The following is a 24,941-nucleotide window of genomic DNA, read 5'->3' as shown; positions in this document are numbered from 1 at the left end:
TTTTCCTTGTTGAACAACGCGTCTTTACGGCGGCGGCTAAAGCGCTCTTAGCGCCGCTTTTCCATGACGGTAAGGGCGCCAAAACCGGCCAACGGTTTTAATTCGCTCTCCGTCGTCAGCGTGACGGAACCGGTAAACCAGGGATCGGCCGCCAGAAGCGTGGCCAGTCCCTTGCTGAAAAGCGGCTGGCCGCTGATAAAAACAGCAAGCTCAGGCTCCAGCCGCAGCGCCCTGCTGCGCCTGATGGCGTGTAGATCGCTCTGCAAAACGATGCCCAGCAGAAAGCTGGCTTTCTGGTCGTGCGTCGCGCCAGCGAAGAGATCGAGCAGGCGTACAGCAAAGCAGCTGCGGGAGAAGCCTACATGCCGGCACAGGGCCGCGCCTTTATGCAGGAAATCGACATCGAGCCGCCCGGCAAATCCTTCCGTCAGTGAACTGGCGAGTAGCGTCTGATGCGTAAGAGCGTCCAGCAGCTCGCCGGCCAGCGTGGTGCAGCTGCTGACAATGCGCTGGCGTTCATCAACGCGAATAAATTTAGAGTGGGAGCCAGGCAGGACGATTAAGGCGGGGCCGCGTATATCCAGCTGCGCAAGCAGACCAAAAGTTTCAACTTCTTCGCCGCGCATCATATCCATTTGATCAAGGTCATCAGGCGTTACTCCGGCGACATTATTCTTTACGCCGGGGATAAACCAGATCGGTTGATTGCTGATGGCCGGCACGGCGAGGCTGCGCGCCGCCCGGGCGAGATCGTCCAGCGCGACAGGCGTGGCAAGATGGGGAATCGGACAGAGCCCGGTATCGGCCGTGATCATACCTGAGGCCACAATCAGGCAGTTTTCAAGGCTGCAGTCAGGCACTTCCGCAAGCGCGCTCTCCAGCATTGCTCTGACGCCGGAGGTTAATATTTTATGGCCTGCGGCGGCTAAATCCCGTAAGCCTACGGCGCGGGATCGACCGGCGGCAAAACTGCCGTTTCGCCATATCTGGACCCTGGTGTTGGTCGTGCCTGAATCGATGGTGATGGTAAACATGCTCTGTCCCTGAGTATGAAAATGGAACTCCGTTCCGGTAGCAACAGAGTTGCAGGCTAAAAACGGAATGTCATTCCGTTTTTTTCACAAACTCGATCCTGTTCACAATTCGAACAGCAGCAAGAACTTACCCGGACGAAGGTGATGTAGCGTAAGCACCTGATAAAAAATCGGTTTTAACCTGTGAACACTCACGCTGATCTAAAAAAATTTACGAGGAAAAAGGGATGCCAAACCCCGGTGATAACAGAAACGCGTCAGGTATTGATAAAGCGCTGACTTTGCTTGAAACAATCAGCGATCATGCCGATGGCATCAGCCTGGCCGAGCTGGTCAAGCAGACCGGTATGGCGAAAACCACGCTGTTCCGAATGCTGGAAGTGCTGAAAGCGCGACAGTATGTGATGCTGGACGACGCCACCGATCGCTATCATCTCGATCTGAAAAGCTTTGAGTTAAGCGTTAAGGGCATGATGAATCTCAGCCTGGTGGAGGTTGCTATTCCCTTTCTTAAAAAGCTCTCGGCGCTGACGCAGGAAACCTGCTTTCTGGGCGTCTACCGCAGCGGCGAGGTAGTCTATCTCTATAAAAGCGAAGGCACGCTGGCCATTCAGACTCACGCTCAGCTTGGTTCGCGCCTGCCCGCGTGGTGTACCGGCGTCGGCAAAGCGCTACTGGCCTTTCAACCTGCGGAAGAGATCGACAGAGTTGTGAGCGAACCGCGCCAGGCATTTACGGAAAAGACGCTGGTCGATCGCGTCGCGCTGTATGACGAACTGGCGCAGATTCGCCTGCGCGGCTTTGCGCTCGACAACGAGGAAAATGAAGAAGGCTTAACCTGCATCGCCCGGCCGATTTTCAACTATTCCGACGGCGTAACCGGCGCGATCAGCGTCGCCGGGCCGACGCATCGTATGCAGCGCAAGCTGAAGGTCGTCGACCTGGCATTGGCGGAGATCGCGCTGACTGTTTCCCGCCGCCTGGGCTATATCGCACCGCTGCGTAACCCCTCAGATCGCTCCTGATTTATCAGGTAAATTTGCGAAATGCAGTGCAGGTTGCCGTATTTATTGGCGATAAGGGCGAAAAGCTATGCGGCAGCTGTAAGGACGTTCACTCTTCGCCTGTTGCCTTCCCGTTACGCTGCCTCCCGATACGATTTTTGCGAGGTAAACAGCATGGAAGCCGGTTAAAGCATCGTTGAGTTTCCTGATAAGGAAAAACTGTAGACGCTGTGAGCACCTTAACGCCACGCCAGTGCTGCTGTTAACGCAGCGCTGGCGATCTTATTGTTTAGCGTGGCGACGATTTATTCAGCCAGAAATAATAAGCGATGGAATCAACAACAACTTTTTCTTTAATCCATTCTCCTTCGTTACATTATTTTTCCGAGCCGCATTCCGTTTTTTAATTTTGCTATTTAAAACAGCTAGCTGACTTATTGAGCCGCACTATAATGGCGCCAGAAGCGAATAATCGCGGCGCTAATTTTAGCTGCCGCTGGCCACAACAATAAAGGAGGTGGTTATGATAGCGATGAAAAATTCTTCTGCGGAAAGCGACTCTACAGAAAGAATCGAGCCCGCTATACGTTATTTAACGGTAAGCGGTGCTGGTAATCCGCCGGAACAGGAGCGCATACCGACGCTGATATTAAGGGGGAAATGGCTGGAAGAAGCAGGTTTTCCCATCGGAACAATGGTGGACGTCTGGGTTCGCTACGGCAGCCTGGTGCTGACCGCCAGAAAGGTACACGAGCAGGAGCTGGAAAAGCTGGCGGCACTGGCGGAGCTGGATGCGTTGGCTTCTGAGGAGCGCGTGCTGATGGTGGAATAGGCTGCAGATGTTTGCGCCATAACGGCGGGCGCGGGAGGCGTTATCTCGCGCCTGCAGGAGGTGTTATCTCGCGCCTGCAGGAGCTTTTTTAGGCGAAGTAGCGCAAAACCAGTAACGTAACCTTTGTTACAAACTGCGCGCCAGTACGGCTGCCGATAGTAAGAAATGTCGATCGTTCAGCGGTGTAAGCATAACCCTGTGGTTATCAGAGCGACGCTTTACTCTGTCGCAAAAGCCTTTCGCACATATCATCATGACGATGAACGGTTGCCAGCAGACGAGATTTCAAAGTGGCTATTTCCGCTATGCTCAAAGGATGGGGTTCACCGCCGCTGGTTTTCGCCGCCTGAATAACCGGCACGGCATGGCCCGGGCAACTTCTGAACATGCTAATCCACGTGTTCTTTTCCCGAGGCGCTTCTTTTGCCTCGTAGCTTTACCAACACCTCATGTAACTTGCCGACCGAAAGATCGCAGACAACAGGATGAGGAGTACCATTTAACCATCGGCAAAAATATCCAATGCCGAAAAAATCAAAACCTTCGCCATTGAAGAGATATTCATTATCCTACAGCGAGAAGAGCGAACGGAAATTCTCCTCTTCTGTCTCAAAGCTGATGCCGAATACTTTTTCCGCCTCCTCCAGCAGCTCTACGCCATCATCGCCGGTAATATGTAAATCTTCCTCTAACAAGGTGTATTTATCGATTTTCTTATTACGCCAGCCCGAAAAGTCGCGCACAAAATCGATAACTTCTTCCAATGTTGGATCCATGTTTATCTCTCCCGCTAAGGCCGCTTATTCTACAGCCTGAGAAAACTTATTTCCCGCATCCCTACTAATGGGTTCGCCGCCTGGAGTGCAGTCGGAAAACCCAATAATTACACCGGCGGCTATAAATATAGCGGCAGCCGACAAGCGCCTGGTTCCTTGAGTTGGCAATCAGCCGCCAGGGTAAACATCGCTGTCAGTGACTGTCTCGGGCTGTTCCGCCAACCGCTCAAGTAGCTGCACTAACCTTTTTTCCACCTCTTCTTCCGGTTCCTGTCTTCTGGCCTGTTCCAGCAGCGCGACGGTTTCCAGCGGCAGCGAAGCTGCGGGCCAGGCTTCTAAAGCATTCAGCGCTATATGACGATTGCGCGTAACCGGGCTTTGTAAACCGGCCTGAATAAGCTCCCAGCCCAATCCTGGAAAACGTTTTAAGTCCTGCAACACGGAATCGAGCGCGTCGTGCTGACGGTATTGCGGCCCCATACCCAGCGATTTTCCCGGCCCGGAGGCGATGGCGGTCAAATCCAGCTCGTTTTCTGCCAGCTCGACGACCTGCGCTATATAGTCCGCGTTGTCGGTCTGCATCATCTGATACCAGAGCCAGTTTTCAGGCTGCGCGCGATAGCGTTGATAAACCGCAGGCCAGGGATCGCCGCCCTGCTCCCGGCAAAGCCTTAAGGCGTGATCGAAGATCGCTACGTCTTCTTCGTACAGGCCAGCCTTGATTAATGCCGGCCATTCCGGCCGCGCCTGAATAGTTGCGCAGAGCGCTTTTAATTTCTGCCGTTCTGCTTCTGTCGCGAACGACTCTTCATCGGCCAGCCGGGCGATCTCGTTGACCACCTGATAGTGCTGCAGATCGCCGGTCGTCGCCGGAATAACATGGGCAAGATAGCGCTCGCAGGCCAGCGCGGCAAAAGCATATTCATCAATACCCGGGCCTGGCTGACCATTGATCATCCCTCGCAAGATTTCCGCTGCGCCCGCAAGCAGTTCCGCATCGACTTCGCCATCCAGCGCTTCGTGCAGGCGGCCATGTTCCGCGCAGTGCCAGGCGGTATATTCCACCATCACGTCATTAGCGTAGCCCGCTCTTAACAGCCACTGACGGAGAGTTTCATCCGGCTCTTCCGGCAGCCGTTCGATCAGCTGGATACGTCCCCAGCCGGTCACGCGCTTGGCCAGTGCCAGCCACTCCTGCTGATACTCCTCCGGCGGCAGAATGGCGCGCATCGCGACCACCGCGTAAAGCGTAAACTCATCGTGGCCTCCCAGCGTCCGCAGGATATTAATGCTTTGCTGATAAGGGAAGAAAGCCTGCAGCGCCATCGCGCATTTTACTACCTGGCGATCCGGCGCTCCTGTCGCCAGAAACAGCGTCAGTGCCCGCAGTCGTCGCGCATCGATAGCGCCGGACTGGCTCAGCCCGCTGAGCAAATCATCAATATAATTAAGCGGCGTCTCTTCGCTCAGCAGCTGATACAACACCCGCATGTTTTTCCTGCTGCTGTGGCGCAGGACGTTGACTATCGCCTGCGTAATCTGAGCCGCTTTTTCTTTGCCGTCGCCGCGCGCCACATGATGGCCAAAAGCGCCATCCAGTGCGCCGGGCGCCCAGCGCAGGCGGTTCTCATCCTCCGCTAAGGCCAACTCGTCCGGCAGCGTCTGCGCCTCTTCCGGTAAGACTTCATCCTGCGGCCACTGCATCAGCCAGTGATAAATGGCCTTCTGCTCTGTCGGCCAGACCACCGGAAAAAGCTGCTCGTCCGGATGGCGGAAAATATTGGCTAGCCACTCTTTCATGATTCTCTCCCTGTTGTGGTTTGCTATGCCGCGTTCATGACGGTGTTCAACAACAGCCTGTCCAGATCGCTACAGTCGCGCCTTTTGCTGTCCGGCAGGCTTTCACTGAGGCGGCTCTCGTCCAGCTGCTGATGGATAAAAGCATGGATATGTTCCAGACGTTCGCCATATTCCGCTTCGCCCGCAAGCTGCTTGCGAGCCAGCAGCCAGTCGATCTCTTCCAGCAGCACGGGATCCGTAACCGTACCCGCCAGCAGATCTTCAAAACGCATCGGCGGCGCGCCTTTGCCCGCTTCTATCCACTGCACCGCCAGCAGCGGCCGCAGCACGTAGAAGTATTTCTTCAGCCGCACGCTGTCGCCCTGTAAGTAGCCGCGAAAATTCTTTTTCGCCATCGACAGATAGTGCCAGCGCGCCCGCAAAGGCGAGAACCAGTCCGGCACGCTTTCACGCAGAGCGGCAATCGCCGCATCCTGCTGCTGATAGACTATCGGCGAGTCCAGCCACTCGATCAGCGTCGGATTGGCCCGCTTCAGCAGGCCCAGCGTTTTGCGCCACTCCCAGCCGCAAACGTCCAGCGTGTCGTCGATCGGCAGCTCTATCACATCCCGCTGCGGCTCTACGCGCAGATACCATTCCGGCTTGTGAACATAGATAAAGCGCACGTCGTAATCGCTGTCCGGCGAGGCGAAGCCCCAACCACGGCTGCCTGATTCACAGGCGTACAGCACTTTTACATCGTGCTTTTCTTCCAGCTGGCGCAGCACTTCACGCACGCGAGCGCGCATTGCGCTGTCCACGCCGTTTAATCCCGTTTTCATTCTTTTATCCTTTTACGCAAACTACCTGCGACAACGTGTGTACCACTTCCACCAGCGACGACTGCGCGGCCATCACGGCGTCGATGTCTTTATAAGCCATGGGAATTTCGTCAATAACGTCTTTATCTTTACGGCACTCGACGTGCGCCGTGGCGCGTTTTTGATCTTCAACGGTAAAGCGGGCTTTTGCCGCTGTCCGACTCATTACGCGTCCGGCGCCGTGGCTACAGGAGCAGAAGCTCTCTTCATTCCCCAAACCTCGCACGATAAAACTTTTCGCGCCCATCGAGCCGGGAATGATGCCCATCTGCCCTTTTTGCGCCGAAACCGCGCCTTTACGTGTTACCAGCACCGACTCGCCAAAGTGGGTTTCGCGCTCCACGTAGTTGTGGTGGCAGTTCACCGCTTCCAGATGCGTGGTGAAAGGCTTGCTGATAACTTTCGCCATCGCCGCCAGCACGCGTTCCATCATCGCCTCGCGGTTATGACGGGCGTAATCCTGCGCCCAGCTCACCGCTTCCACATAGTCATTGAAGTGCTTACTGCCTTCGGCGAAGTAAGCCAGGTTACGATCCGGCAGGTTCGCGATATGCTGCTGCATATCTTTCTGCGCCAGGGTAATAAACAGGTTGCCGATAGCGTTGCCGACGCCGCGAGATCCGCTGTGCAGCATGACCCAGACCTGCTGGCGCTCGTCCAGACAGATTTCGATAAAATGGTTGCCTGTGCCCAGCGTCCCCAGATGCTGATAGTTGTTGGTTTTCAGCAGCGCCGGATACTTGCTGGTTAGTGCCTTAAAGCGCGGCGCCAGTCCTGCCCAGTGACGATCCACTTCCTGCGGCGGCGATTGCCAGGCGCCTTTATCACGGCCAGAACGGTTGTTGGTACGCCCGTGCGGCACGGCCTGTTCGATAGCGCTGCGAATGCCCGTCAGGTTATCGGGCAGATCGCGCGCCATGAGCGAAGTGCGCACCGCAATCATGCCGCAGCCGATATCCACGCCGACCGCCGCCGGAATAATCGCGCCTTTGGTCGGAATAACGGTGCCGATGGTGGAGCCTTTACCCAGATGCACATCCGGCATCACCGCCAGATGACGAAAAATAAACGGCATCTTCGCCGTGTTCAGCAGCTGCTCGCGCGCTTCCGGCTCGACGGGAACGCCTTCCGTCCACATTTTTATCGCCGCACCGTTCTGCTGAAGCGTCTGATAGTGTTTAGTCATTTTTATTCTCCTGTTGCTGTGCCATAACTATTGCGAACGGCGTGCCAGTTTGGCTGTTCACGGGAAAAATAATTTTATTTATTTGATTCAATTAAATTTAATTTTATGCGCTGCGAATAAGACTTGCTCCGTCTTTCCGGCCAAATTATTTTTACAGATAAATTATTTATCTTGCAGGATAAGCATGAAAAAGAACGTGGTGATCGGTGTACTGGGAACAGTACTGGACAGGCGCGGTAAACGCGAGAAGCGCTGGAACAGATGGCGGCCTACCGTCGCGCTTTGCCAGCAGGAAAATATGCGGGTCGACAGGCTGGAGCTGCTACACCAGCCGCAGAGCTTCACGATGGCTCAGCAGGTCGCGGAAGATATCCGCCAGGTTTCGCCGCAGACCGAAGTGGTGCTGCATAGCGTAGCGCAGAACGATCCCTGGGATTTTGAAGAGGTTTACGGCAGCTTTCTCGATTTTGTCAGCCGCTATCCTTTCGATACCGACAGCGAAGAGTATCTGGTGCATATCACCACCGGCACGCACGTAGCGCAGATTTGCTGGTTCCTGCTGACCGAAGCTCGCTATTTGCCTGCCCGTATTCTGCAAACTTCTCCGGCAGGCAAATCACCGGACGCGCCCGGCGCGCTGGGCCACTATTCCATTATCGATCTGGATTTAAGCCGCTACGCGACCCTGACCAGCCGCTTTCAGCGCGAGCAGCAGCACTCCACCTCGTTTTTAAAATCCGGCATCGAGACGCGCAATCCCGGCTTCAACAGCCTGATCGAGCAGATTGAGCGAGTCGCGCTGCGCTCAAATGCGCCGATGCTGCTGACCGGCCCAACCGGCGCGGGCAAATCCTTTCTGGCTGAACGTATCTATCAGCTACGCCATACGCGGCACCGCCTGGCGGGCAAGTTTGTGGCGGTAAACTGCGCCACGCTGCGCGGAGATAACGCCATGTCCACGCTGTTCGGCCATGTGAAAGGCGCTTTTACCGGCGCTCAGCAGGCGCGAAGCGGGCTGCTGCGGGAAGCTGACGGCGGCATGCTGTTTCTGGACGAGATTGCCGAACTGGGACTGGACGAACAGGCAATGCTGCTGCGCGCCATTGAGGAAAAACGCTTCTTTCCTTACGGTTCGGATAAAGAGGTGAGCAGCGATTTCCAGCTGATCGCCGGAACGCACAGGGATATGCCGCAGTGGGTCGCCGAAGGCCGCTTTCGCGAGGATCTGTTCGCCCGAATCAATATGTGGACTTTTCATCTGCCGGGCCTGGCCGAACGCCGCGAAGATATTGAGCCTAACCTGGATTTTGAACTGGCACGCTACGCGCGGGAGCAGCAAACCCAGGTGCGCTTTGATAAAGAAGCCAGAAGCTATTTTCTGCGCTTTGCCTGCTCGCCGGAAGCAAGCTGGCGCGGCAATTTCCGCGAGCTGGGCGCTTCCGTCACGCGTATGGCGACGCTGGCGGATCAGGGCCGGATTTCGCTGGCGCTGGCAGAAGAAGAGATCGGGCGTTTACGTGCCGGCTGGCGAACATCAGCAGCGCCGCAGCCGTCTGCAACAGAGCTGCCTGAAGCAGCGCAGTACGATCTTTTTGATCACTGCCAGCTACAGACGGTGCTGAGCGTTTGCCGCGCGTCGGATTCGCTTTCCGAAGCGGGCCGCAGGCTGTTTGCCGTTTCGCGCCAGAGTAAAAAGCAGCCCAACGACGCCGATCGCCTGCGCAAGTATCTGGCGCGGTTTGGGCTGAGCTGGGAAGAGATTAAAGGATAATGTCACAGATACAGGCGGTCGATGGATGACCGCCTGTGCTCGCCTCGCTTCAAACAAAAAGCGCGCTACTGCCCTTCATAGCCGTAATAGTGCACCGGGAGCTGCTGGCCGTTTACTTCCAGATCGCGCCAGGGCTTCACGGCGGTTGTCGGCATTTTTTCCCGGATAGCCCGATCCAGCCTTTCCGACAGCGTTACGTTGCCAACCTCATTCCAGCCGATGGCCTGATGGGCATAGATAGTGATGCCTGGCTGGCTACGGTCATAGAGCAGCACTTCCGGCGTGCCGTCGTTATTGAGATCCTGCATCCAAACCAGGCAGGAGTCAGCGTTGACCAGACAGGTGCCCGACGCCCGCTCCATATTTTGTGCCTGAGCCTGCCACCAGCTTTCCGGCGGGGCTTCGCTGCCTGCGCGCAACGGAATGCTGCGCTGAAGATCGGCGACTGTTGGCTTTGCCGCTTTCTCCGTGTAGCGCCCAGCCAGGATCTGCGCCAGCATGGCTTTACCCTGGGCAGGCTCGGCGAGCCACTGCGGATGCTCGTTCAACTCCAGCAGCGCCTTTTCGCCACGGCGGCCCGCATGGTTGAGACTGTAAAGATCCATCGTGTCCGCTTTGGCTTTGCCCTGGGCAAAGCGAGCAAGCTGATCTTTGATGGCGATGCGCCACGGATCAACCGTCGGCGTATGCAGTAAAAACCAGCCGCAGGCCATCAGCCCCAGCATCAGGGCAGTAAAAGTATTCATGCTGCGAGCGCCCTGCCTCCAGGCGTGGCGCTGATACCACAGCAGTAGCAGCGAGCCGATAAAGGCAATCAGCGCGATGGCAACGCCGTAAATCCGCTCCACCGTCCAGCCATATTCGGCAATTCGCAGCCAGAGCGCCCAGCCAGCCAGCGCGGCCAACAGCGGCGTAAACGCCTGGGCCACCAGCACCAGCCGGGTCGTGCCTCGCTGCCAGGGCGATTCGCCAGGCGCTTTTTCCCCGATGATGGCGCTAAATATCAGCATCAGCCAGGTCATGGTCAGCAGCAGCGTCGCGGCAGAGAGTGACTTCGGGATAATAGCCAGCCCGGTAAAAGGCAAACAGGCCAGAAACAGCAGCGAGGCGACGGCGTGCAGCGGCAACAGTACGCCAACAGCCAGCGTAATCAGATGGCGATACAGCCCAACAGCGCCTGGCAGACGTCGGCAAAACACAATACCTGCGGCGATAACTGCGCCGGTCGCCATAGCCGGAAAGTAGGCGTTATCGAAAAAGAGCTGCTCAAACAGCAAAATGCCGATGGTGCTGAAGAGTTTGCTCCACAGCAGCAGCACCAGCCAGAACAGCACGGTCATCACGCCGGTAACGGCCAGGGTAAAACTATTGCGCCACAGCGTTTCGGTGACCTGTCTGATCCATGAAGTTTCGCCCTGCAGCCGCAATGCGTGGCAAAAAGCGATCAAAAACGGCAGACTCAGGTTGAGCATAACTATCACGGCGCAGATATTTTTAAAGTGAAACTCACCGAGCGGCTGCAAAGGGAAATTCCAGCGCTGCCAGCCGGTCATGAGCGCGATAAAGGGCAAAGACAGTAATGCACAGAGCCAGGGCCTGATGCTGTTAAGACGATAAAGCGTAAAGGCTAATATGCTGGCCGCGCCCAGCGAAAGCGGCGGCAGATAAAGCGAGTAGCGATCGTGCAGATTGAGAGCATCCGGTAAAGTCCAGAACAGCCCGGCCAGCATACCGATCGCGATAATGGCCCATTTGGTACTGCGGGGGAAAACGTCTTTTTGCAACATAGCGGCTCCTTGCTATTGAAGTAAGTGGAAGCGGTAAAATCTTTATCGTTCTTTGCCGATATCCCGAGGGCAAGCGGCCATTATTTGCCGCGTTTGTGCTTTTTCTCCGCTTTAATTTTGGCTTTTTCCTCGCGGGCGCGCACTTTAATAATTTTTCTCATGCGGAAGGCCAGCTTCATCAGGCGCAGCTCAGTGACCACCGACAGGTTACGCTGTTTCGCATGCCCCACAGCGAGCCTGCAGAGATCACTATGGTGATAACCAGAGGAATTAAAACTCCAATCGGAGTGCTGCCACAAGCATAAAGAGCAGAATGCCTGCGACAAGGATAACAAAGCCTTTCAGGCTGGTGCTGTCCCCCGCCATTTGCGTAATGGCCTCTGGCAGATCGACACCAGCGGTCAGACCGGGATGGTAACGGTTTTTGACGATCTGCATATTGGTTTTAAAAGCGCTGTAATCCCTGCGCGTAGAATTATTTTACTATCAGCTTAGTTGGACATCAGTTCTCATTTTTTATCGCCATTCTCCCTGCCACCAATCTTTTCCGGTTTACAGCTACCCGCTTTTGTTATGTGATCCTGTTACATTAAGTTTTACGAGCTGCCTCACAAAACAGGATTCTGCATGCGTTTTTATCAGGCCGATCCTAAGCCGGAGCAGTACTGGCGTGGGATCATCCTTTTTGGCAATAACTCCGCCTCTTACAAGTTTGCGTTAGCTCAGGCGCTATACGACCTGCGCCAGCCGGATAACGATCTCGTTTCGCTGGAAGCGCTGGCCGTTCCCTTTGTGCGCAATCTCTGCGCGCATCTGAAGCTGGCGCCGCGCCAGGGAACCAGCCCGAGCAGTAAGTTTCTGACTGCGTGCCAACAGTTCAACGATGGCGAAATTACCGAGACGCAGCTGATTGCGATAACGGTAAAACTTGGCTTTTCAGCGGTGATTGACGCTTTTCACCGGGTAAATAAGGCTGAGCTGGATACGCGATTTTTTATCGATGAGCGTAAGGCCAACGGCGGCATTCGGCTTACTGAAACCTTCTATCAGCTCACCGAAAACGCCCAGTTTGCGAACCTGATTCAGGAAACTGATGCCCGCTGGCGTCTGGTGGAGGAAGCCTGGGGGCTGAACCTGCCGACAAAGCTGCTGAATATAGAATATGATGACGATAATCAGCTGCTGTTTACCCGCCAGCGTGATCGGCGTATTAACATCACCAGCTGCCGCAACAGCCTGAATGGTTACCAGAAAGGCTTCTGCTTTTATTGCTTTCGGCCGATCAGCGTAATTAGCGGTGCAGAGGATCTGGCCGATGTGGATCATTTCCTGCCGCTGCGCCTGCATCAGCAAATCAATAACCTGAACGGCGTCTGGAATCTGGTACTGGCCTGCCAGCACTGCAATCGCGGCGTGCTGGGCAAATCTTCGCATATCCCTTCCGCCGATCTGCTGCTGCGCCTGTATAATCGCAACGAGTATTTTATTAACAGCCATCTGCCGCTGCGCGAAACGCTGCTCCGCCAGACGGGCGATACGCCTGCGCAGCGCCATAATTTTTTGAAAAGCAGTTGGGAAACAGCAAGGAATAACCTGTTTCATTTATGGCAGCCAATAGCGCAGGGAGACAGCCTTTTCTAATGAATGAAGCCTATTATCGCCAGCACGCACAGCGTTTCTACGACGAAACGGTAAACGTGGATATGTCCGCGCTGTACCAGCCTTTTGTCACCTGTTTGCCGCCAGGCGCGTGCATTCTGGATGCCGGTTGTGGTTCGGGACGTGACGCTAAGGCTTTCAGCGAAATGGGGTTTGTTGTTGATGCTTTTGATGCTTCGGCAGAACTGGCGGCCCTCGCCCGGCAGCTAACGGGGAAGCCTGTGGAGCAGAGGCGCTTTGAGGATGTTGTCGCGGTTGGGAAGTATGACGGCATCTGGTGCTGCGCTTCGCTGCTGCACGTCCCCGAAGCCGAATTGCCTGAAGTCATGGCAAAGTTGGCAGCAGCGCTGAAGCCTGGCGGCGTATGGTATCTGTCGTTTAAATACGGCAGCGGCGAGCGGGAAAAAGAGGGGCGCAGGTTTACTAATATGGATGAAGCTGGTTTGCGGGAGATTGTGGATGAGCTTAACGAGTCTTTTGCACAGAACTCTATTTTAAAAAAATATGGCAACAGGCCGGAAGAGAATATAGAAATAAAAGAAATATGGCAGACCGGCGATTTACGTAGCGGAAGAGGTGATGAACCTTGGCTAAATACGATTATTAGCAAAACCCGAACTGATATGAGCTGATAATAAAAAATTAGTTATCGATTTAATATAGCGCTAATGAAAGCATGTAACAGGTTACATTATTTATTTGAGGCGAATTCCATTTTTTAATTTAACAGTAAAACAGAGAAAGACAGAGAGCGGTTAAAAGATATAATATCTGGGTAATTTATAGCGCAGGCTGAATGTGCGGGAACACATTCAGCCTGCTGACCACAACAACTAACAGGACTAGTTATCATGGCTGGACAAGATTGTAATGCAGTTGCCGCTGCAAAAGAAGTGACTGAAGCCACGCTGCGCCACTATACGGTGAGTTATGCGAGCACCTTTCCGGATTACGAACGGATTCCGCTGCTCGCCTTCAAGGGCAAATGGCTTGAGGCAGCAGGTTTTGCGACTGGCACACCAGTAGATGTGCGTGTAATGCCGGGCTGTCTGGTGATCACAGCCCGCGAACCAGAGCCGCAGGAATCGTCGCTGATGCAATCGCTGCGCAAGGTCTGCAAATTTTCTGCCCGTAAGCAGAGGCTGGTGATTGATTTTATTGCGACTATTTCGGGTAAGCGGGGTCGTTAAAGTAGTGTCGATGATTAGTACATCCTGATACCAGTGATGTCTTCATGAGCCACATGAGGACATCCTAATGAAGTAATGTTTTTTCCGATCAGCAGTATTCTTCGCGGATTACTCACATTCCATTCTGATTATCAGATGTGGTTTGAGTTTGCGGCCAGCATGAGAAAAAACGATCTTGAGAGCGAAGGATCTGGCATTACTCACTGAGCGCTGCATCTGACACTGGGTCAAGTTACTAGCTTTATTTGCCTCTAATACTTGTTGCTCGCATGGTTATTGTTTGTAAAATAGCCGACGGGACTATTCCCACAACACGTAGAGGGATCTATGAAACAATACACGAATGACCTTACCGCCGACATGCTGACAGCATTTGACCAGTCGCCATTCACAGCTGAACAACTTGCCAAAATGGATACGCAGGCACAGGCACTTATCGCTGAAAGAAATGCCTGGAATCTTGCTCATCCTGTTACAGCCGCTTATTTAATAGCTACCGAAGGTAGCTTAACCCGTAACGGAGGAACGGTATTTAGTAAATATAATGGGCGGCAGATAGAGCTTGAGGACGGTACGCGGCTAAATGTGTCTCTTGTGGGTGATGAGGTTCGTTATCCAGATGGCACCACCGCGAAGATTAGCACTGGTGCCGGGAATACTTCAAAAAAATCAGTCGCGCTTGTTGGAAGTTCACTCGACAACGGCGACAAAATAATCAGTAGCCCTCAAGGCAATATGAGGAGAGTAGTCCGAGCCGGAGAATCGTTACCCGTCAACTTTTTAAAGTAAGGTGGTTGCTATGGTATCGGTAAACAGAGGCTGCACTGTTCACGGTAAGAATGTTGGTCTGAATGGGGATAAGACCTCAACAGGTTCAGAATGTATAGCCAGCCGTCCCGGTTTTACGATTATGGGTAAGCTGAAACTTTATATTGGTGATAAAACCACTCCTTGTCCGAAATGTGGGAAAGTGGGAGTCATTGTTACTGGAGATCACCGACAAACTAACGGTGAAGCTGTCGCCGTAGACGGATCAATTATACAGTGCGGCTGTCCAGTTGGTTCGAACTTTCTCATTGCCCCCGCAACAGTTGAAGTTAATATTCCTTCCAGAATTACACCCCCTGTAGAATCAGTGCAACAAGCATGGGCAATAAAGAAAAATAATAGTTTTGCTGACACCTGTAAGCCAGAAGATAACCAGCTATTGAAAGGCGTTTATATTTGGACTGAAACGATAAGTGCAGGTCACGCTTTCGTTTCGGTGCATGAGAATAACAATATCTACCTGTACACCTACGGACGCTATGGACGCACTGAGAAAAGTACGTTTACTGGGGATGGGATTTTAAAGTTTTTCCAAGATGAAGATGCGCGTAAGTATTACCGTTACGAAATTTATGAAATGGGGGCTCGCGCCTTCCGCATTGATGATGCTGATCCTAAATTAACCCGTGAATTCTTCGAAAACCTTTGGAATAACGGTGTCACACCAATTCAAACACCAAACATGCAAGAGGGTACAAAGCGAAGAGGCCGCACGATTGATAAATATGATGTAACTGGTAGCAACTGTACCACTCACTCAGTTGAGGGAATTAAGTATGCTGGCTCAAAGTTATTCGAACACAGTTACACATCAATGACAACGCAGCTATCGATCGATGTCGAGGAGGATTTTACCATTCCAGTATCATTGCAAAGTTATCTTGAATCAAAGAGTGCGGACTACTCTTCAATGCTCGTTATCGAGATGACAAGTACGTTTAAAAAGCAGTATCCAAATATTGAGAGCAAAAACCTTCAACCAATGGGAGGAAGTGCGAAAATTCAACAAGCGGCTGCTAATTCTGCCGCTATTGCTGGCTCAGCCCCTCCATACTCAGGCGGTACAAAAGGTGGATCATTGGGAAGCACTTACGATGATGAATAAGAAATTCTGGCTCAGGTGGATAAGTATTACGCTAATCTGTGTTGCGCATTACGTTATAGTGTTTTACTTCGATCTTGTCTTCGCTCTTAACTTTTCAGAGACAATAAGCCAGGGTGGAGAATTTACACCTTCTCAATGCATTTGGTTTGCTAAAGAGCTATCGCAAAATCACAACGATTCAGCGTTAGCCTCTATCATGGGTTTCGCTGTCTGTATACCTCTGGTTTTACTAATCTTTAAGAAAGTGCGGTGAGTTTTAAAAGCTGGAGAGATCCAGCTTTTTGAAATAGTAACGTTTTAGCTTTTCCCGTTACAGTTGACAGTATTTGAGCATGGTTATATATCAATGACGACGCAACTATGCATAGAAGCCGAGGAAGATTTTACCGTTCCGATATCTTTGCAAAGATTTCTCGCCGCAAAGAGTAGCGACATGTCCTCAATGCTTGTGATTGAGATGACAAGCGTTTTCAAAGAAAAATATCCCAATTCAGGCAATTTGCAACCATTTGAGGAAACTCGCGGCGGAATGGTTCAGCATGCTGCAGCGGAAAGTGCAGCTACTGGAGATTCATTATCTCCCTATTCCGGCGATACTGTGGGCGGCGTATTAGGTGGATCTTATGAAAATAACGAATAGAGCCAGAACCCTTCTTCGATGGGGCGGAATTGGTATTGTATCGCTATGCTACTTTATCGCACTGGTGCTATCGTCTCTCTCGTTTTCCGCCTTTAGCGAAAATGAAAGTATGCGCTTTACTGGTCCAGTTTCGTTAAAAGAGTATCAGGCATCGATTAATTCGCTTATGCAAGCTACTGATAATGTTTTTAATGTCGCCCTCTTTGGCTTTGCGATCTGCGTCTCTCTAACCCTGCTTATTTTTAAGAAAGTGCGATGATATCCTAAAAACTGGTTAATTAAATAATTTATTTATACGCTTAGAAAATATACTTTATTACGGGGCTGTTACCAGCCCCGTATGATTCAGGCGCCCTTCAACATATCAAACACTACGCGTGCAAAACCTCTGGCAAGCTCAGGATTCGACAGGTACTGCATCATCATCTCCTGATGCGCATCATTGCTGTCCATTACTGCATCATCAATGGCTTTAGGGAAATCTCCTAACATTGCCTGCTCGCGAGTATTGTTCGCAATCTGCGTCATTACTGCTTTATTTTCAGTAAGTTTGTCTCTTACGGTAAAAGCGTAGTTGATCATATCCTTATCGCTAAGATTGTCAGTGATAAACAAATCATTCAGCCGTGCCAGAATATTTGAAAGAAATTCTTCTTTTTTATCTTTTGGTTTTGCCGTACCAATATCGTTACCCGGTGTGATTTTGTAATCCCCGGCATCCTCTTGCAGCTTGAGATGCTGTTCATGAAGTTTTGATAAACGATAATGGCTCATTTCCACGTTACTAAGATCAACTTCATCTTCCGCAATACGCTGTTCATGCAGCATAGGACGCAGGTGCCGGGCAAACAGGCTTAGCTTTTCCAGATCCTTGTCATCATAGTCAACAATCTGCGACATAAACTCATAGAAGCGGACAAAGCTGCCGAGATCCTTTTTGAAGATATCCAGCTTGTCTTTTTCCTGCTTACAGGTTTTGAAGGTATTTTCTGCGTTAGTCAAAAGCACTACTTCATTGGTGCTTTTTTTGGTCAGCTCAAATATCTTTTTAGCCTGCACATAAGCATCAATCGCTGAGATATAACGCTGTTTCCAGCGTTCTACCGCAGGCTTGCAGATATTACTGATCGCCGCGCTGGATTTGTTTTTGGTAAAGAACGCTTCGCAAAACTGCTCGACTTCACTCCACAGAAAAATCCCGCTGGTACGCAGCTTATCGAATAGCTCAAACACCAGCTGTGGATCGCTGACATCAGTAAGTTCTGCCGTCTGATAATAGGGCTGGAAAGCATTCAGGATGTCATCTGGCTCGTTCCAGAAGTCGAGCACAAATGTCCCTGACTCAGCTTTACCGGGATAGGTACGGTTAAGGCGGGAAAGCGTCTGTACGCATTCGACCCCGCCCAGTGCCTTATCAACATACATGGCGCAAAGCTTGGGCTGGTCAAAACCGGTCTGGAATTTGTTTGCCACCAGCATCACCTGATAATCATCGCTATCAAAAGCTTTACGCATATCCCGCCCTTTCAGACCGGGATTCATATTGATTTCAGTGAATTTCTGGTTCAGTAGTGCGAGCGCGTTGTGATCACTTTCGGTAAACTCAACTTCACCGGAGAAGGCGACCATCGCGTTAATTTTCTGGTAATGGTTTTCAGCGATGTATTTATCAAAAGCCAGCTTGTAGCGCACCGCCGCTTTACGTGAGCTGGTGACAACCATCGCTTTCGCCTGTCCGCCCAGCAGATGCATTACGTGCTTGCGATAGTGCTCAACAATGACCTTCACCTTCTGCGAGACATTATGCTCATGCAGCGATACCCACTGCGTCAGCTTTATTTTGGCTTTTTTACTGTCTACTTCGCGGTCCGGATCGTCCAGCTTTTGCAGAAGCTTATAGGCCACCTTGTAGTTAGTATAATTCTTGAGAACATCAAGAATGAAGCCTTCCTCAATGGCCTGGCGCATAGAGTAAACGTGGAATGCTTCCGGATTATTGGTTTTTGAGGCAGGCTCCAGCGGATTAGGACGGCGGCCAAACAGCTCCAGCGTTTTAGCCTTCGGCGTGGCGGTGAATGCATAGTAGTTGAGATTACTACTGCCTTTACGCGCGGCGACGGTAGCATCAAGAATATCTTCTGAAGACATCACGACATCGTCATCCGCTTCTTCAGTCATCAGCACTTCTTTAAGCTGGCGCGCCGTGGATCCACTTTGCGAAGAGTGCGCTTCATCGGCAATCACCGCATATTTACGCTGCTTGAGGCTGACGCTGTTTTCAATCGCCTTCAGGACAAACGGGAAGGTCTGGATGGTGACGATGATTATCGGCTGCGAGTTTTCCAGCGCGCTGGCCAGCTTTTCTGATTTAGAACCGTCGCCTTCTTTGTTATTGATACGCCCGACCACGCCATCCTGATGCTCAAACTGATAGATGGTGTCCTGCAGCTGATCATCCAGCACGGTGCGGTCCGTCACCACAATCACCGAGTGGAACTGCTTCTCGCCATTTTCATCGTACAGGCGGGAAAGCTGGTGGGCCGTCCAGGCGATAGAGTTCGATTTGCCCGACCCCGCGCTGTGCTGAATAAGGTATTTATTACCGGTACCCTCTTCAACCGCAGCCGTGATCAGTTTATTCACCACATCCCACTGGTGATAGCGCGGGAAAATCAGACTCTCTTTTTTATACTTCAGCCCCTGCCAGTCTTCTTTCTCTTCAATTTGTAGATGCACAAAACTGGCAAGAATTTTCAGCAGGTTATCCGGCAGCAGGACTTCATTCCACAGGTAGCTGGTGGCATAGTTATTTTCATTTTCCGGGATATCATTTCCTGCACCACCCTCTTTAGTCCCTTTGTTAAATGGCAGGAAGAAGGTTTTATCGCCGTCAAGCTTAGTCGCCATAAATACTTCATACTGGCTGACGGCAAAATGCACCAGCGCACCGCGCTTGAATGTCAGCAGCGGTTCCGCTTTGTTAGTGCCAGGGTCTTTTGGCAGACGCGTTTTCTTATATTGAGTAATGGCGTTTTGAACTGCCTGCTTGAACTCAGATTTCAGCTCCAGCGTGGCAATGGGCAGACCATTTACAAACAGCACCAGATCGATGCGCCACTTTTTCGCTTTTACGCCTGACTCTTCAAACGCCGCTTTGGAAGCGTGCGGGCTATAGACCAGCTCCGGCACAATACGACAAATGTTTTGTTGGTAGCGCGCCAGCGTGTCCGGGTTAAGGTTATGTTCTGGCTTAAACTGACACAGTGAAAAGCGCGCGCTGTGGCTCTTGATGCCGTGACGCAATACGCCGAGCGTGCCGTAAGTACGCGACAGCATATCGGTGGCGTTGATATCAGCTTTTTTCAGTTGCGCCACCAACGCATCCAGGAAGTGGCGCTCGGTATCGGTGGGATAGATTTTGGCAAACTTCTCCCACTCTCGCGGCTGTGTGGTTTGCACAAAGGTGAGTGCATCCTGCGAGTACAGCGCACGTTCGCGATCGTAGCCGTCGGCTTTGCCACGAACCCAGCCTCTTTCGAGCATCTGAGCGATTATCTCATCCTGAAAAATCAGCTCTTTGGTGCTGTCCATGCTCATGCGGTGCTCTCCTGTGGCTCCTCAACTTCCTGCGTGTCCGGGGCAACCCAATCGCGGACGTCGATTTTTCCGGTGACGGCGGCGGAGATAAGGGCGGTGCGGCGTTCCTGGAGTATGACAATTTCGCGTCGAGATAGATCACTCAGTCTGACAAAAATATCTATCTGATTATTAAAATATTTTATAATTGACTCTGTTTCGTTTTGAGGAGGCAATGCAATTGACATTTCCTTGATTGTATCCTGTCCAATATTTTGCATAGAGTGACTAGCACCGCTCGCAGCCAATTCAATTTGTTGTCGAACTAAAGGTGTCCTCAGAAACTCACAAACAAAATGGGGATTAGCAATCGGCTTAAGCTTCAAACGATATAGTTTGTCGCATATAATTAAATTATCATAATCACTCTCTGCAACAGCTGTACTTCCAACTAGTTCTCTTGTATTTGCTCTTGATATCAACAAATCATTTTTTTTCAATAAATATTGCTTTTGAGGCTCTAAAGTTAAAGGAAGCGCTTTATGTTCAAGAGGATTAAATTTACCAGAGTTAACACAACCTACTTTAAGAACACCGTACTCATTTTTTTCTGCCAGACGCGCTTCACATTGAGGGCTCCAACCTTGCTCAAATGTATTAACAAGATATTTAATTTTAATGATCTGCCAATGCTCTGGCACGTCCCCCAACCACTCAACACCAGAATCTTTCATCGGCACATCAGGGTTTAGCCCTTTGGTGACGGCATGGCTAATCACTGCCTGACGTTTTTCCTTTAGCAGTTCAATGAGTTGTTGTTGCTTCTCGATAAGCTTATCTATTTTTGCAGTTTCGTGATCGAGAAAAGCGGCGATATTATTTTGCTCCGTAAAAGATGGAATTGTAAGCTGAATAATTTTTAATTCATCACCATTTACATGAGGAATGCCCATACCTGTTGCATGTCTGCGCATCTCTGGTTCGATTGTAATACACAAGTACCAGTAGTATTTTATATGTAAAGGATAGTTAAGAGTTGCAGCTGCCATAGTGGACGAGAGAATCCCTTTTCTTCCTAAAATAAACTCTCCCGCATTTGATCCATCCCAAATAATTAATGGCTGACCCTCTACTGAAATACGAACATCAGTAGATACTATTGCATGCTTGTCTACTGAGTTACTCCTCAAACAATCCATCGAAAGATAGGGGAGAGTATTTTCAGCTGGAACATCAAGCAGGACAGCAGGGTTTTTTCCCTTAGTAAAATATGCAATATATTTATGTCGTAGCACTTCCCAATGTTCAGGAATGACTCCCAACCACTCAGCCCCAGATTCCTTATATTCTGGATACGCCTTATACTTAGCCATCAGGAATGCACCTCCTGCAGAAGCTTCAAAATCTCGGCGCTGACAGCATCCAGATCGGCATCAATTTCTTCCAGCGGGCGCGGCGGTTGATAAACGTAGAAATGGCGGTTAAACGGAATCTCATAACCGACAATCCCCACCTCACCATCTTTCGCATCGCGCTTATCAGCATTAATCCACGCATCATCAACATGCGGCAGCACTTCCGCTTTGAAGTAGTTTTCAATCACATCGCTGATAGTAATCTTAGGATTTAGCGGCACATTCTCATTGTCACGCAGCTCGCCATCCTGCTCAAACTCAACCACTTTACCTTTGTACTCAAATGCACCGTATAGCGGCTGAGCATCTTCTTTCAGTACCTTCTTCACTACCGGCTCGGCATCCGGGTTTTTCGTGGTGATGGCATCGATAAACTGCTTGTTCTCTTTCGTATCCAGCTTCACTCCAGCCGTTTTGATGGCCCCTTTCAGGTTCAGCTGGAACTGGTTGAAATCATTGCTCACCAGCGTTTTACCACCCGCCTCAGCACCTAATGCTTGCTGGATTTGCTGTGCTTTATTCATCAACGAGCGTTGCGCCAGCCACAGTTTGCTGTCCAGCAGATCTTTAATCTGCTTCTCTTTCAATTCAGCAAACTCTGCTTTGATAATGACGCGGGCTTCAGCTTCTATCGCTGAAAAATCACCGTAATTATCATCCTGCCACTGTGCAGAAAACTCTTCATATAAACGCTCCATCGGTGCGTTAAACGGCTTTGGTGCAAAGCGCAGAGCGGCAATAGCTTCATCAGTCACCTGCGCAGATAAACGCAGCGGGCGTTCAATGGTCAGGCGGCGATACCCGAAGTCGGTGGTATGAAAGATTTTGCTGGCGAAGGTTTTTGTCGTTTCAGTTTTGGCAGTGGCAGACTGGCGGCCACGGTTGGACTTCTGCTCTGGGGCTTTTTCCATACCAAGCTCTTCCAACGAAGTCGCTTCAACCACCCTAAAATCGCCAAAAGTCTGCGTAATTAGCCGGATATCCTCTTCACTCATCAGGTTGCGCTTGGAGCCCAGCGATTTACGCATTTTACCGCACAGGTTGGTGCCATCAATCAGCTGCACTTTGCCTTTACGTTCTACGGATTTCTTGTTCGACAGGATCCAGACGTAAGTTGCGATACCGGTGTTATAGAACATGTCAGTTGGCAGCGCGACGATGCCTTCCAACAGATCGGCTTCAAGAATATAGCGACGGATTTCACTTTCACCGCTGCCCGCACCGCCAGTAAACAACGGCGAGCCATTGAGGATAATGCCGATGCGTCCGCCGTTGCTTACAGAGCCATCAGCATTATGGATGCCGCGCATTTTGCTAATCAAATGCAGTAAAAACAACAGCGAGCCGTCGGAGACGCGCGGTAGGCCTGGACCAAAACGGCCATTGAAGCCTTTTTGCTGGTGCTCGTCGTTGATCTCACCTTCAATCTTTTTCCAGTCTACACCGAAGGGTGGATTTGACAGCATATAATCGAACTGGTCGGCAGGAAGCTGGTCATTTGATAAGGTATTACCCAGCTTGATGCGGCTGACATCCTGACCTTTGATCAGCATATCCGCTTTACAGATCGCATGAGATTCAGGGTTTAATTCCTGGCCAAAAGCACGCATCACCGCTTCCGGATTGAGGTCGTGTACATACTCCATACCGGAAGACAAAAAGCCGCCGGTTCCGGCGGTGGGATCGTAAATGGTGCGGATGATACCAGGCTTACTTAACGCATCATCGTCTTCCATGAACACTAAGGAGGTAGTCAGACGCACGATGTCACGCGGGGTAAAGTGCTCACCGGCGGTTTCATTTGAGCTTTCCGCGAAGCGGCGAATCAGCTCTTCAAACACTAATCCCATCTCATGGTTAGATATTTTTTTCGGGCTGAGATCGGTGACGGCAAACAACTTAACCACTTTAAACAGCAGATTTGCTTGCTTTAACTCATTTACGTACTCGCTAAATTTGAACTGCTCAAAAATCTGACGCGCATCCGTAGAGAAGCAATCAACATAATTCAGCAGGTTATCTGCAATGTCGTTTTGTCCCATTTTCCCCAGGTCCATGGGAGAAGTATTGAAGAAGGACAGGCCATTGGTTGCACGTAACAAGAATTTTTCCTGTGCTTCCTCTGGCAAGTCTTTAATTGCTTTCAGTTTTTCAGCCTGTGCCAGCACGGCATCTTTGCTCTCTTCAAGCACACACTCCAGCCTGCGCAACAGCGTAAAAGGCAGGATAATACGGCCATAAAGAGATTGCTTGAAATCACCGCGCAGAAGATCGGCTACAGACCAAAGGAATGCAGCGGTTTGAGAAAAGTTATGGTTAGACATAGTTGTTCCAGAAAAACGTTGGACAGTGCATCCATGCCAGCGAGACAACAATCCTGTCAAAACGCAGTAAGCCAAAGATGCAACAAAATAAGTTACGTGAAATCATACCGTCAGTACTCGTAAGCACAAGCGACAAATGCCAGTAACTGAGCACCCTATCGATGGGAAAAGGTAGATTAATAATGAAAAAAACTACCTATTCCACAAAGATTTATGAATCTTTCCGGTCTGATGGTAACCCGTAACAAGCTCGATAAAATATTCAAAATCTCTGTTTTCCACTACCAGCCGGTTAACCGACTGCCAGTCCACGCTGGTACGTTCGCGCGCTGGAATCAACGTCTGGCTATTAGTAAAGTCATACGGATCCAACAAAACGACGCCGATACCATGCAATGCGCATAGCATCTGCAGTTCACGCTCTACGCTACGCTGTTTGTCTTCATTAATTTCAGTGGCAACCAGATAACCGAAATGTGCCCAGCTGGAATTACTGACTGCCTGGAAAAAGCATTCGCGTACGTTGCTACGGTTCAACTGTTTTTTCACTTCAAAAGACCACAGGCGCGTTAAACGTCCTTCACTATGGCGAACGCAGTTTTGCACAACCGCATCCCACTCCTTTCCCAACGGCTCCAGCGCAACAATATCAGGGTAAAGCCAATGGTTACCACCCAATCCTTTATTATTACTGGAACGCTTTTCGTCAATGCGGCGACAGAACAGCCCTTCTTCTTGTGAAAGATACTCGATTAATATCGGATATAAAGAATGTTCGCTAAAGCTGATTGTTTCCACCGTCGGCTCAGGCGTGATATCAATATCTTCATGTTCAACGGCAGGCTCGCCCCAATAAAACAGGCGTGGTCTCGGTTTGTCCCGCGTCATAACCTGAGGGCACAGCATTTTTGCCTGAATAGTTCGACTACCGCCTATTTCAGCCGCGATTTGACTTAAAAAATCTTCATCACTGGTAAATCGAGGATTTTGACGTTTTTCGGCCAGTTCAGCACTATAATGATCAATTATTTTTTGCGCAAGCTGACGGGCCGTAAACTGCTCTTCGGGGTTCGCCTGTAATACATTAATAATCATTTGAGGACGACTGGTCATATTTCTTCTACATGTACGTATATATTGTTATCTCATAACCA

21 protein-coding genes are annotated in these 24,941 nt (G+C 50.9%); 10 read left to right on the top strand and 11 right to left on the bottom strand.

The genetic code is table 11. From position 1 onward, the window contains the following. Positions 1 to 47: 47 nt before the first annotated feature. Complete coding sequence (locus MKZ79_RS09540; RefSeq protein WP_336141540.1) at positions 48 to 1,034, bottom strand: 2-dehydro-3-deoxygalactonokinase; 987 nt, start codon at positions 1,032 to 1,034, stop codon at positions 48 to 50. 227 nt (positions 1,035 to 1,261) lie between these two features. Here MKZ79_RS09540 and MKZ79_RS09535 point away from each other — a divergent pair, with 227 nt between their 5' ends. Next, entirely contained in the window at positions 1,262 to 2,059 is a 798-nt protein-coding gene (locus tag MKZ79_RS09535; RefSeq protein WP_336141539.1) for an IclR family transcriptional regulator, read from the top strand. Between the two features lie 502 nt (positions 2,060 to 2,561). Beyond that, the gene (locus MKZ79_RS09530) at positions 2,562 to 2,870 is read left to right on the top strand and encodes a SymE family type I addiction module toxin (protein ID WP_336141538.1); all 309 of its coding nucleotides are present in this window, start codon (positions 2,562 to 2,564) and stop codon (positions 2,868 to 2,870) included. 569 nt (positions 2,871 to 3,439) lie between these two features. On the opposite strand, the gene MKZ79_RS09525 is transcribed toward MKZ79_RS09530, so the two are convergent. The 4 genes from MKZ79_RS09525 to MKZ79_RS09510 form a co-directional block, all read right to left on the bottom strand. After that, a complete protein-coding gene (locus tag MKZ79_RS09525) occupies positions 3,440 to 3,646 on the bottom strand; it encodes a hypothetical protein (protein WP_336141537.1) in 207 nt (68 codons plus the stop codon). A gap of 168 nt (positions 3,647 to 3,814) precedes the next feature. After that, complete coding sequence (locus MKZ79_RS09520) at positions 3,815 to 5,446, bottom strand: hypothetical protein (protein WP_336141536.1); 1,632 nt, start codon at positions 5,444 to 5,446, stop codon at positions 3,815 to 3,817. Positions 5,447 to 5,469: 23 nt separating this feature from the next. Then, positions 5,470 to 6,267, bottom strand: a complete 798-nt coding sequence (locus tag MKZ79_RS09515) for a nucleotidyltransferase domain-containing protein (RefSeq protein ID WP_336141535.1) — start codon at positions 6,265 to 6,267, stop codon at positions 5,470 to 5,472. 4 nt (positions 6,268 to 6,271) lie between these two features. Further along, positions 6,272 to 7,492, bottom strand: a complete 1,221-nt coding sequence (locus tag MKZ79_RS09510; RefSeq protein ID WP_336141534.1) for an RtcB family protein — start codon at positions 7,490 to 7,492, stop codon at positions 6,272 to 6,274. Between the two features lie 184 nt (positions 7,493 to 7,676). On the opposite strand from MKZ79_RS09510, the gene rtcR reads away from it, so the two are divergent. Then, positions 7,677 to 9,263: an RNA repair transcriptional activator RtcR gene (gene rtcR, locus MKZ79_RS09505; protein ID WP_336141533.1), complete on the top strand. Its 1,587-nt coding sequence runs from the start codon at positions 7,677 to 7,679 to the stop codon at positions 9,261 to 9,263. A gap of 65 nt (positions 9,264 to 9,328) precedes the next feature. On the opposite strand, the gene MKZ79_RS09500 is transcribed toward rtcR, so the two are convergent. Beyond that, a complete protein-coding gene (locus tag MKZ79_RS09500; RefSeq protein ID WP_336141532.1) occupies positions 9,329 to 11,050 on the bottom strand; it encodes a DUF4153 domain-containing protein in 1,722 nt (573 codons plus the stop codon). A gap of 80 nt (positions 11,051 to 11,130) precedes the next feature. Continuing rightward, positions 11,131 to 11,376 carry a hypothetical protein gene (locus tag MKZ79_RS09495; protein WP_336141531.1) on the bottom strand — a complete coding sequence of 82 codons (246 nt, stop codon included), beginning with the start codon at positions 11,374 to 11,376 and terminating at the stop codon, positions 11,131 to 11,133. Positions 11,377 to 11,677: 301 nt separating this feature from the next. Between MKZ79_RS09495 and MKZ79_RS09490 the strand changes: the two genes are divergently transcribed. The 7 genes from MKZ79_RS09490 to MKZ79_RS09460 all read left to right on the top strand — a co-directional run bounded on the left by MKZ79_RS09490 (position 11,678) and on the right by MKZ79_RS09460 (position 16,472). Further along, entirely contained in the window at positions 11,678 to 12,691 is a 1,014-nt protein-coding gene (locus MKZ79_RS09490; protein WP_336141530.1) for an HNH endonuclease, read from the top strand. Next, the gene (locus tag MKZ79_RS09485; RefSeq protein WP_336141529.1) at positions 12,691 to 13,341 is read left to right on the top strand and encodes a class I SAM-dependent methyltransferase; all 651 of its coding nucleotides are present in this window, start codon (positions 12,691 to 12,693) and stop codon (positions 13,339 to 13,341) included. The genes MKZ79_RS09490 and MKZ79_RS09485 overlap by 1 nt, the downstream gene beginning before the upstream one ends. Positions 13,342 to 13,560: 219 nt before the next feature. Further along, positions 13,561 to 13,899, top strand: coding sequence for an endoribonuclease SymE (symE, locus tag MKZ79_RS09480; RefSeq protein ID WP_336141528.1), 339 nt, complete (start codon positions 13,561 to 13,563; stop codon positions 13,897 to 13,899). Positions 13,900 to 14,226: 327 nt separating this feature from the next. Continuing rightward, positions 14,227 to 14,688, top strand: a complete 462-nt coding sequence (locus MKZ79_RS09475; RefSeq protein WP_336141527.1) for a hypothetical protein — start codon at positions 14,227 to 14,229, stop codon at positions 14,686 to 14,688. 10 nt (positions 14,689 to 14,698) lie between these two features. Then, positions 14,699 to 15,832 (top strand): PAAR domain-containing protein, encoded by a 1,134-nt coding sequence (locus tag MKZ79_RS09470; protein ID WP_336141526.1) that lies wholly within the window; start codon positions 14,699 to 14,701, stop codon positions 15,830 to 15,832. Then, on the top strand, positions 15,822 to 16,085 hold the full coding sequence (locus MKZ79_RS09465; RefSeq protein WP_336141525.1) for a hypothetical protein: 264 nt from the start codon (positions 15,822 to 15,824) through the stop codon (positions 16,083 to 16,085). Before MKZ79_RS09470 ends, MKZ79_RS09465 begins: the two co-directional genes overlap by 11 nt. 93 nt (positions 16,086 to 16,178) lie before the next feature. After that, on the top strand, positions 16,179 to 16,472 hold the full coding sequence (locus tag MKZ79_RS09460) for a hypothetical protein (RefSeq protein WP_336141524.1): 294 nt from the start codon (positions 16,179 to 16,181) through the stop codon (positions 16,470 to 16,472). Positions 16,473 to 16,817: 345 nt separating this feature from the next. On the opposite strand, the gene MKZ79_RS09455 is transcribed toward MKZ79_RS09460, so the two are convergent. From MKZ79_RS09455 to MKZ79_RS09440, 4 genes are all read right to left on the bottom strand, one after another. Continuing rightward, complete coding sequence (locus MKZ79_RS09455; RefSeq protein WP_336141523.1) at positions 16,818 to 20,069, bottom strand: type I restriction endonuclease subunit R; 3,252 nt, start codon at positions 20,067 to 20,069, stop codon at positions 16,818 to 16,820. Continuing rightward, complete coding sequence (locus tag MKZ79_RS09450) at positions 20,066 to 21,421, bottom strand: restriction endonuclease subunit S (protein WP_336141522.1); 1,356 nt, start codon at positions 21,419 to 21,421, stop codon at positions 20,066 to 20,068. Before MKZ79_RS09450 ends, MKZ79_RS09455 begins: the two co-directional genes overlap by 4 nt. Next, complete coding sequence (locus MKZ79_RS09445; RefSeq protein ID WP_336141521.1) at positions 21,421 to 23,787, bottom strand: type I restriction-modification system subunit M; 2,367 nt, start codon at positions 23,785 to 23,787, stop codon at positions 21,421 to 21,423. Before MKZ79_RS09445 ends, MKZ79_RS09450 begins: the two co-directional genes overlap by 1 nt. A gap of 192 nt (positions 23,788 to 23,979) precedes the next feature. Next, positions 23,980 to 24,900 (bottom strand): COG2958 family protein, encoded by a 921-nt coding sequence (locus tag MKZ79_RS09440; RefSeq protein WP_336141520.1) that lies wholly within the window; start codon positions 24,898 to 24,900, stop codon positions 23,980 to 23,982. Positions 24,901 to 24,941 lie beyond the last annotated feature (41 nt).

Source organism: Erwinia sp. CGal63 (assembly GCF_037026505.1).
In the GTDB taxonomy this organism is placed as follows: domain Bacteria; phylum Pseudomonadota; class Gammaproteobacteria; order Enterobacterales; family Enterobacteriaceae; genus Erwinia.
Note: the sequence above shows the minus strand (reverse complement) of the source record. Positions and strands in the feature narration are given on the sequence as shown.

Coding starts and splice junctions, on each gene's coding strand:
- MKZ79_RS09540 (WP_336141540.1), bottom strand. CDS start 1,034: ATGTTTACCATCACCATCGATTCAGGCACGACCAACACCAGGGTCCAG.
- MKZ79_RS09535 (WP_336141539.1), top strand. CDS start 1,262: ATGCCAAACCCCGGTGATAACAGAAACGCGTCAGGTATTGATAAAGCG.
- MKZ79_RS09530 (WP_336141538.1), top strand. CDS start 2,562: ATGATAGCGATGAAAAATTCTTCTGCGGAAAGCGACTCTACAGAAAGA.
- MKZ79_RS09525 (WP_336141537.1), bottom strand. CDS start 3,646: ATGGATCCAACATTGGAAGAAGTTATCGATTTTGTGCGCGACTTTTCG.
- MKZ79_RS09520 (WP_336141536.1), bottom strand. CDS start 5,446: ATGAAAGAGTGGCTAGCCAATATTTTCCGCCATCCGGACGAGCAGCTT.
- MKZ79_RS09515 (WP_336141535.1), bottom strand. CDS start 6,267: ATGAAAACGGGATTAAACGGCGTGGACAGCGCAATGCGCGCTCGCGTG.
- MKZ79_RS09510 (WP_336141534.1), bottom strand. CDS start 7,492: ATGACTAAACACTATCAGACGCTTCAGCAGAACGGTGCGGCGATAAAA.
- rtcR (WP_336141533.1), top strand. CDS start 7,677: ATGAAAAAGAACGTGGTGATCGGTGTACTGGGAACAGTACTGGACAGG.
- MKZ79_RS09500 (WP_336141532.1), bottom strand. CDS start 11,050: ATGTTGCAAAAAGACGTTTTCCCCCGCAGTACCAAATGGGCCATTATC.
- MKZ79_RS09490 (WP_336141530.1), top strand. CDS start 11,678: ATGCGTTTTTATCAGGCCGATCCTAAGCCGGAGCAGTACTGGCGTGGG.
- MKZ79_RS09485 (WP_336141529.1), top strand. CDS start 12,691: ATGAATGAAGCCTATTATCGCCAGCACGCACAGCGTTTCTACGACGAA.
- symE (WP_336141528.1), top strand. CDS start 13,561: ATGGCTGGACAAGATTGTAATGCAGTTGCCGCTGCAAAAGAAGTGACT.
- MKZ79_RS09475 (WP_336141527.1), top strand. CDS start 14,227: ATGAAACAATACACGAATGACCTTACCGCCGACATGCTGACAGCATTT.
- MKZ79_RS09470 (WP_336141526.1), top strand. CDS start 14,699: ATGGTATCGGTAAACAGAGGCTGCACTGTTCACGGTAAGAATGTTGGT.
- MKZ79_RS09465 (WP_336141525.1), top strand. CDS start 15,822: ATGATGAATAAGAAATTCTGGCTCAGGTGGATAAGTATTACGCTAATC.
- MKZ79_RS09460 (WP_336141524.1), top strand. CDS start 16,179: ATGACGACGCAACTATGCATAGAAGCCGAGGAAGATTTTACCGTTCCG.
- MKZ79_RS09455 (WP_336141523.1), bottom strand. CDS start 20,069: ATGAGCATGGACAGCACCAAAGAGCTGATTTTTCAGGATGAGATAATC.
- MKZ79_RS09450 (WP_336141522.1), bottom strand. CDS start 21,421: ATGGCTAAGTATAAGGCGTATCCAGAATATAAGGAATCTGGGGCTGAG.
- MKZ79_RS09445 (WP_336141521.1), bottom strand. CDS start 23,787: ATGTCTAACCATAACTTTTCTCAAACCGCTGCATTCCTTTGGTCTGTA.
- MKZ79_RS09440 (WP_336141520.1), bottom strand. CDS start 24,900: ATGACCAGTCGTCCTCAAATGATTATTAATGTATTACAGGCGAACCCC.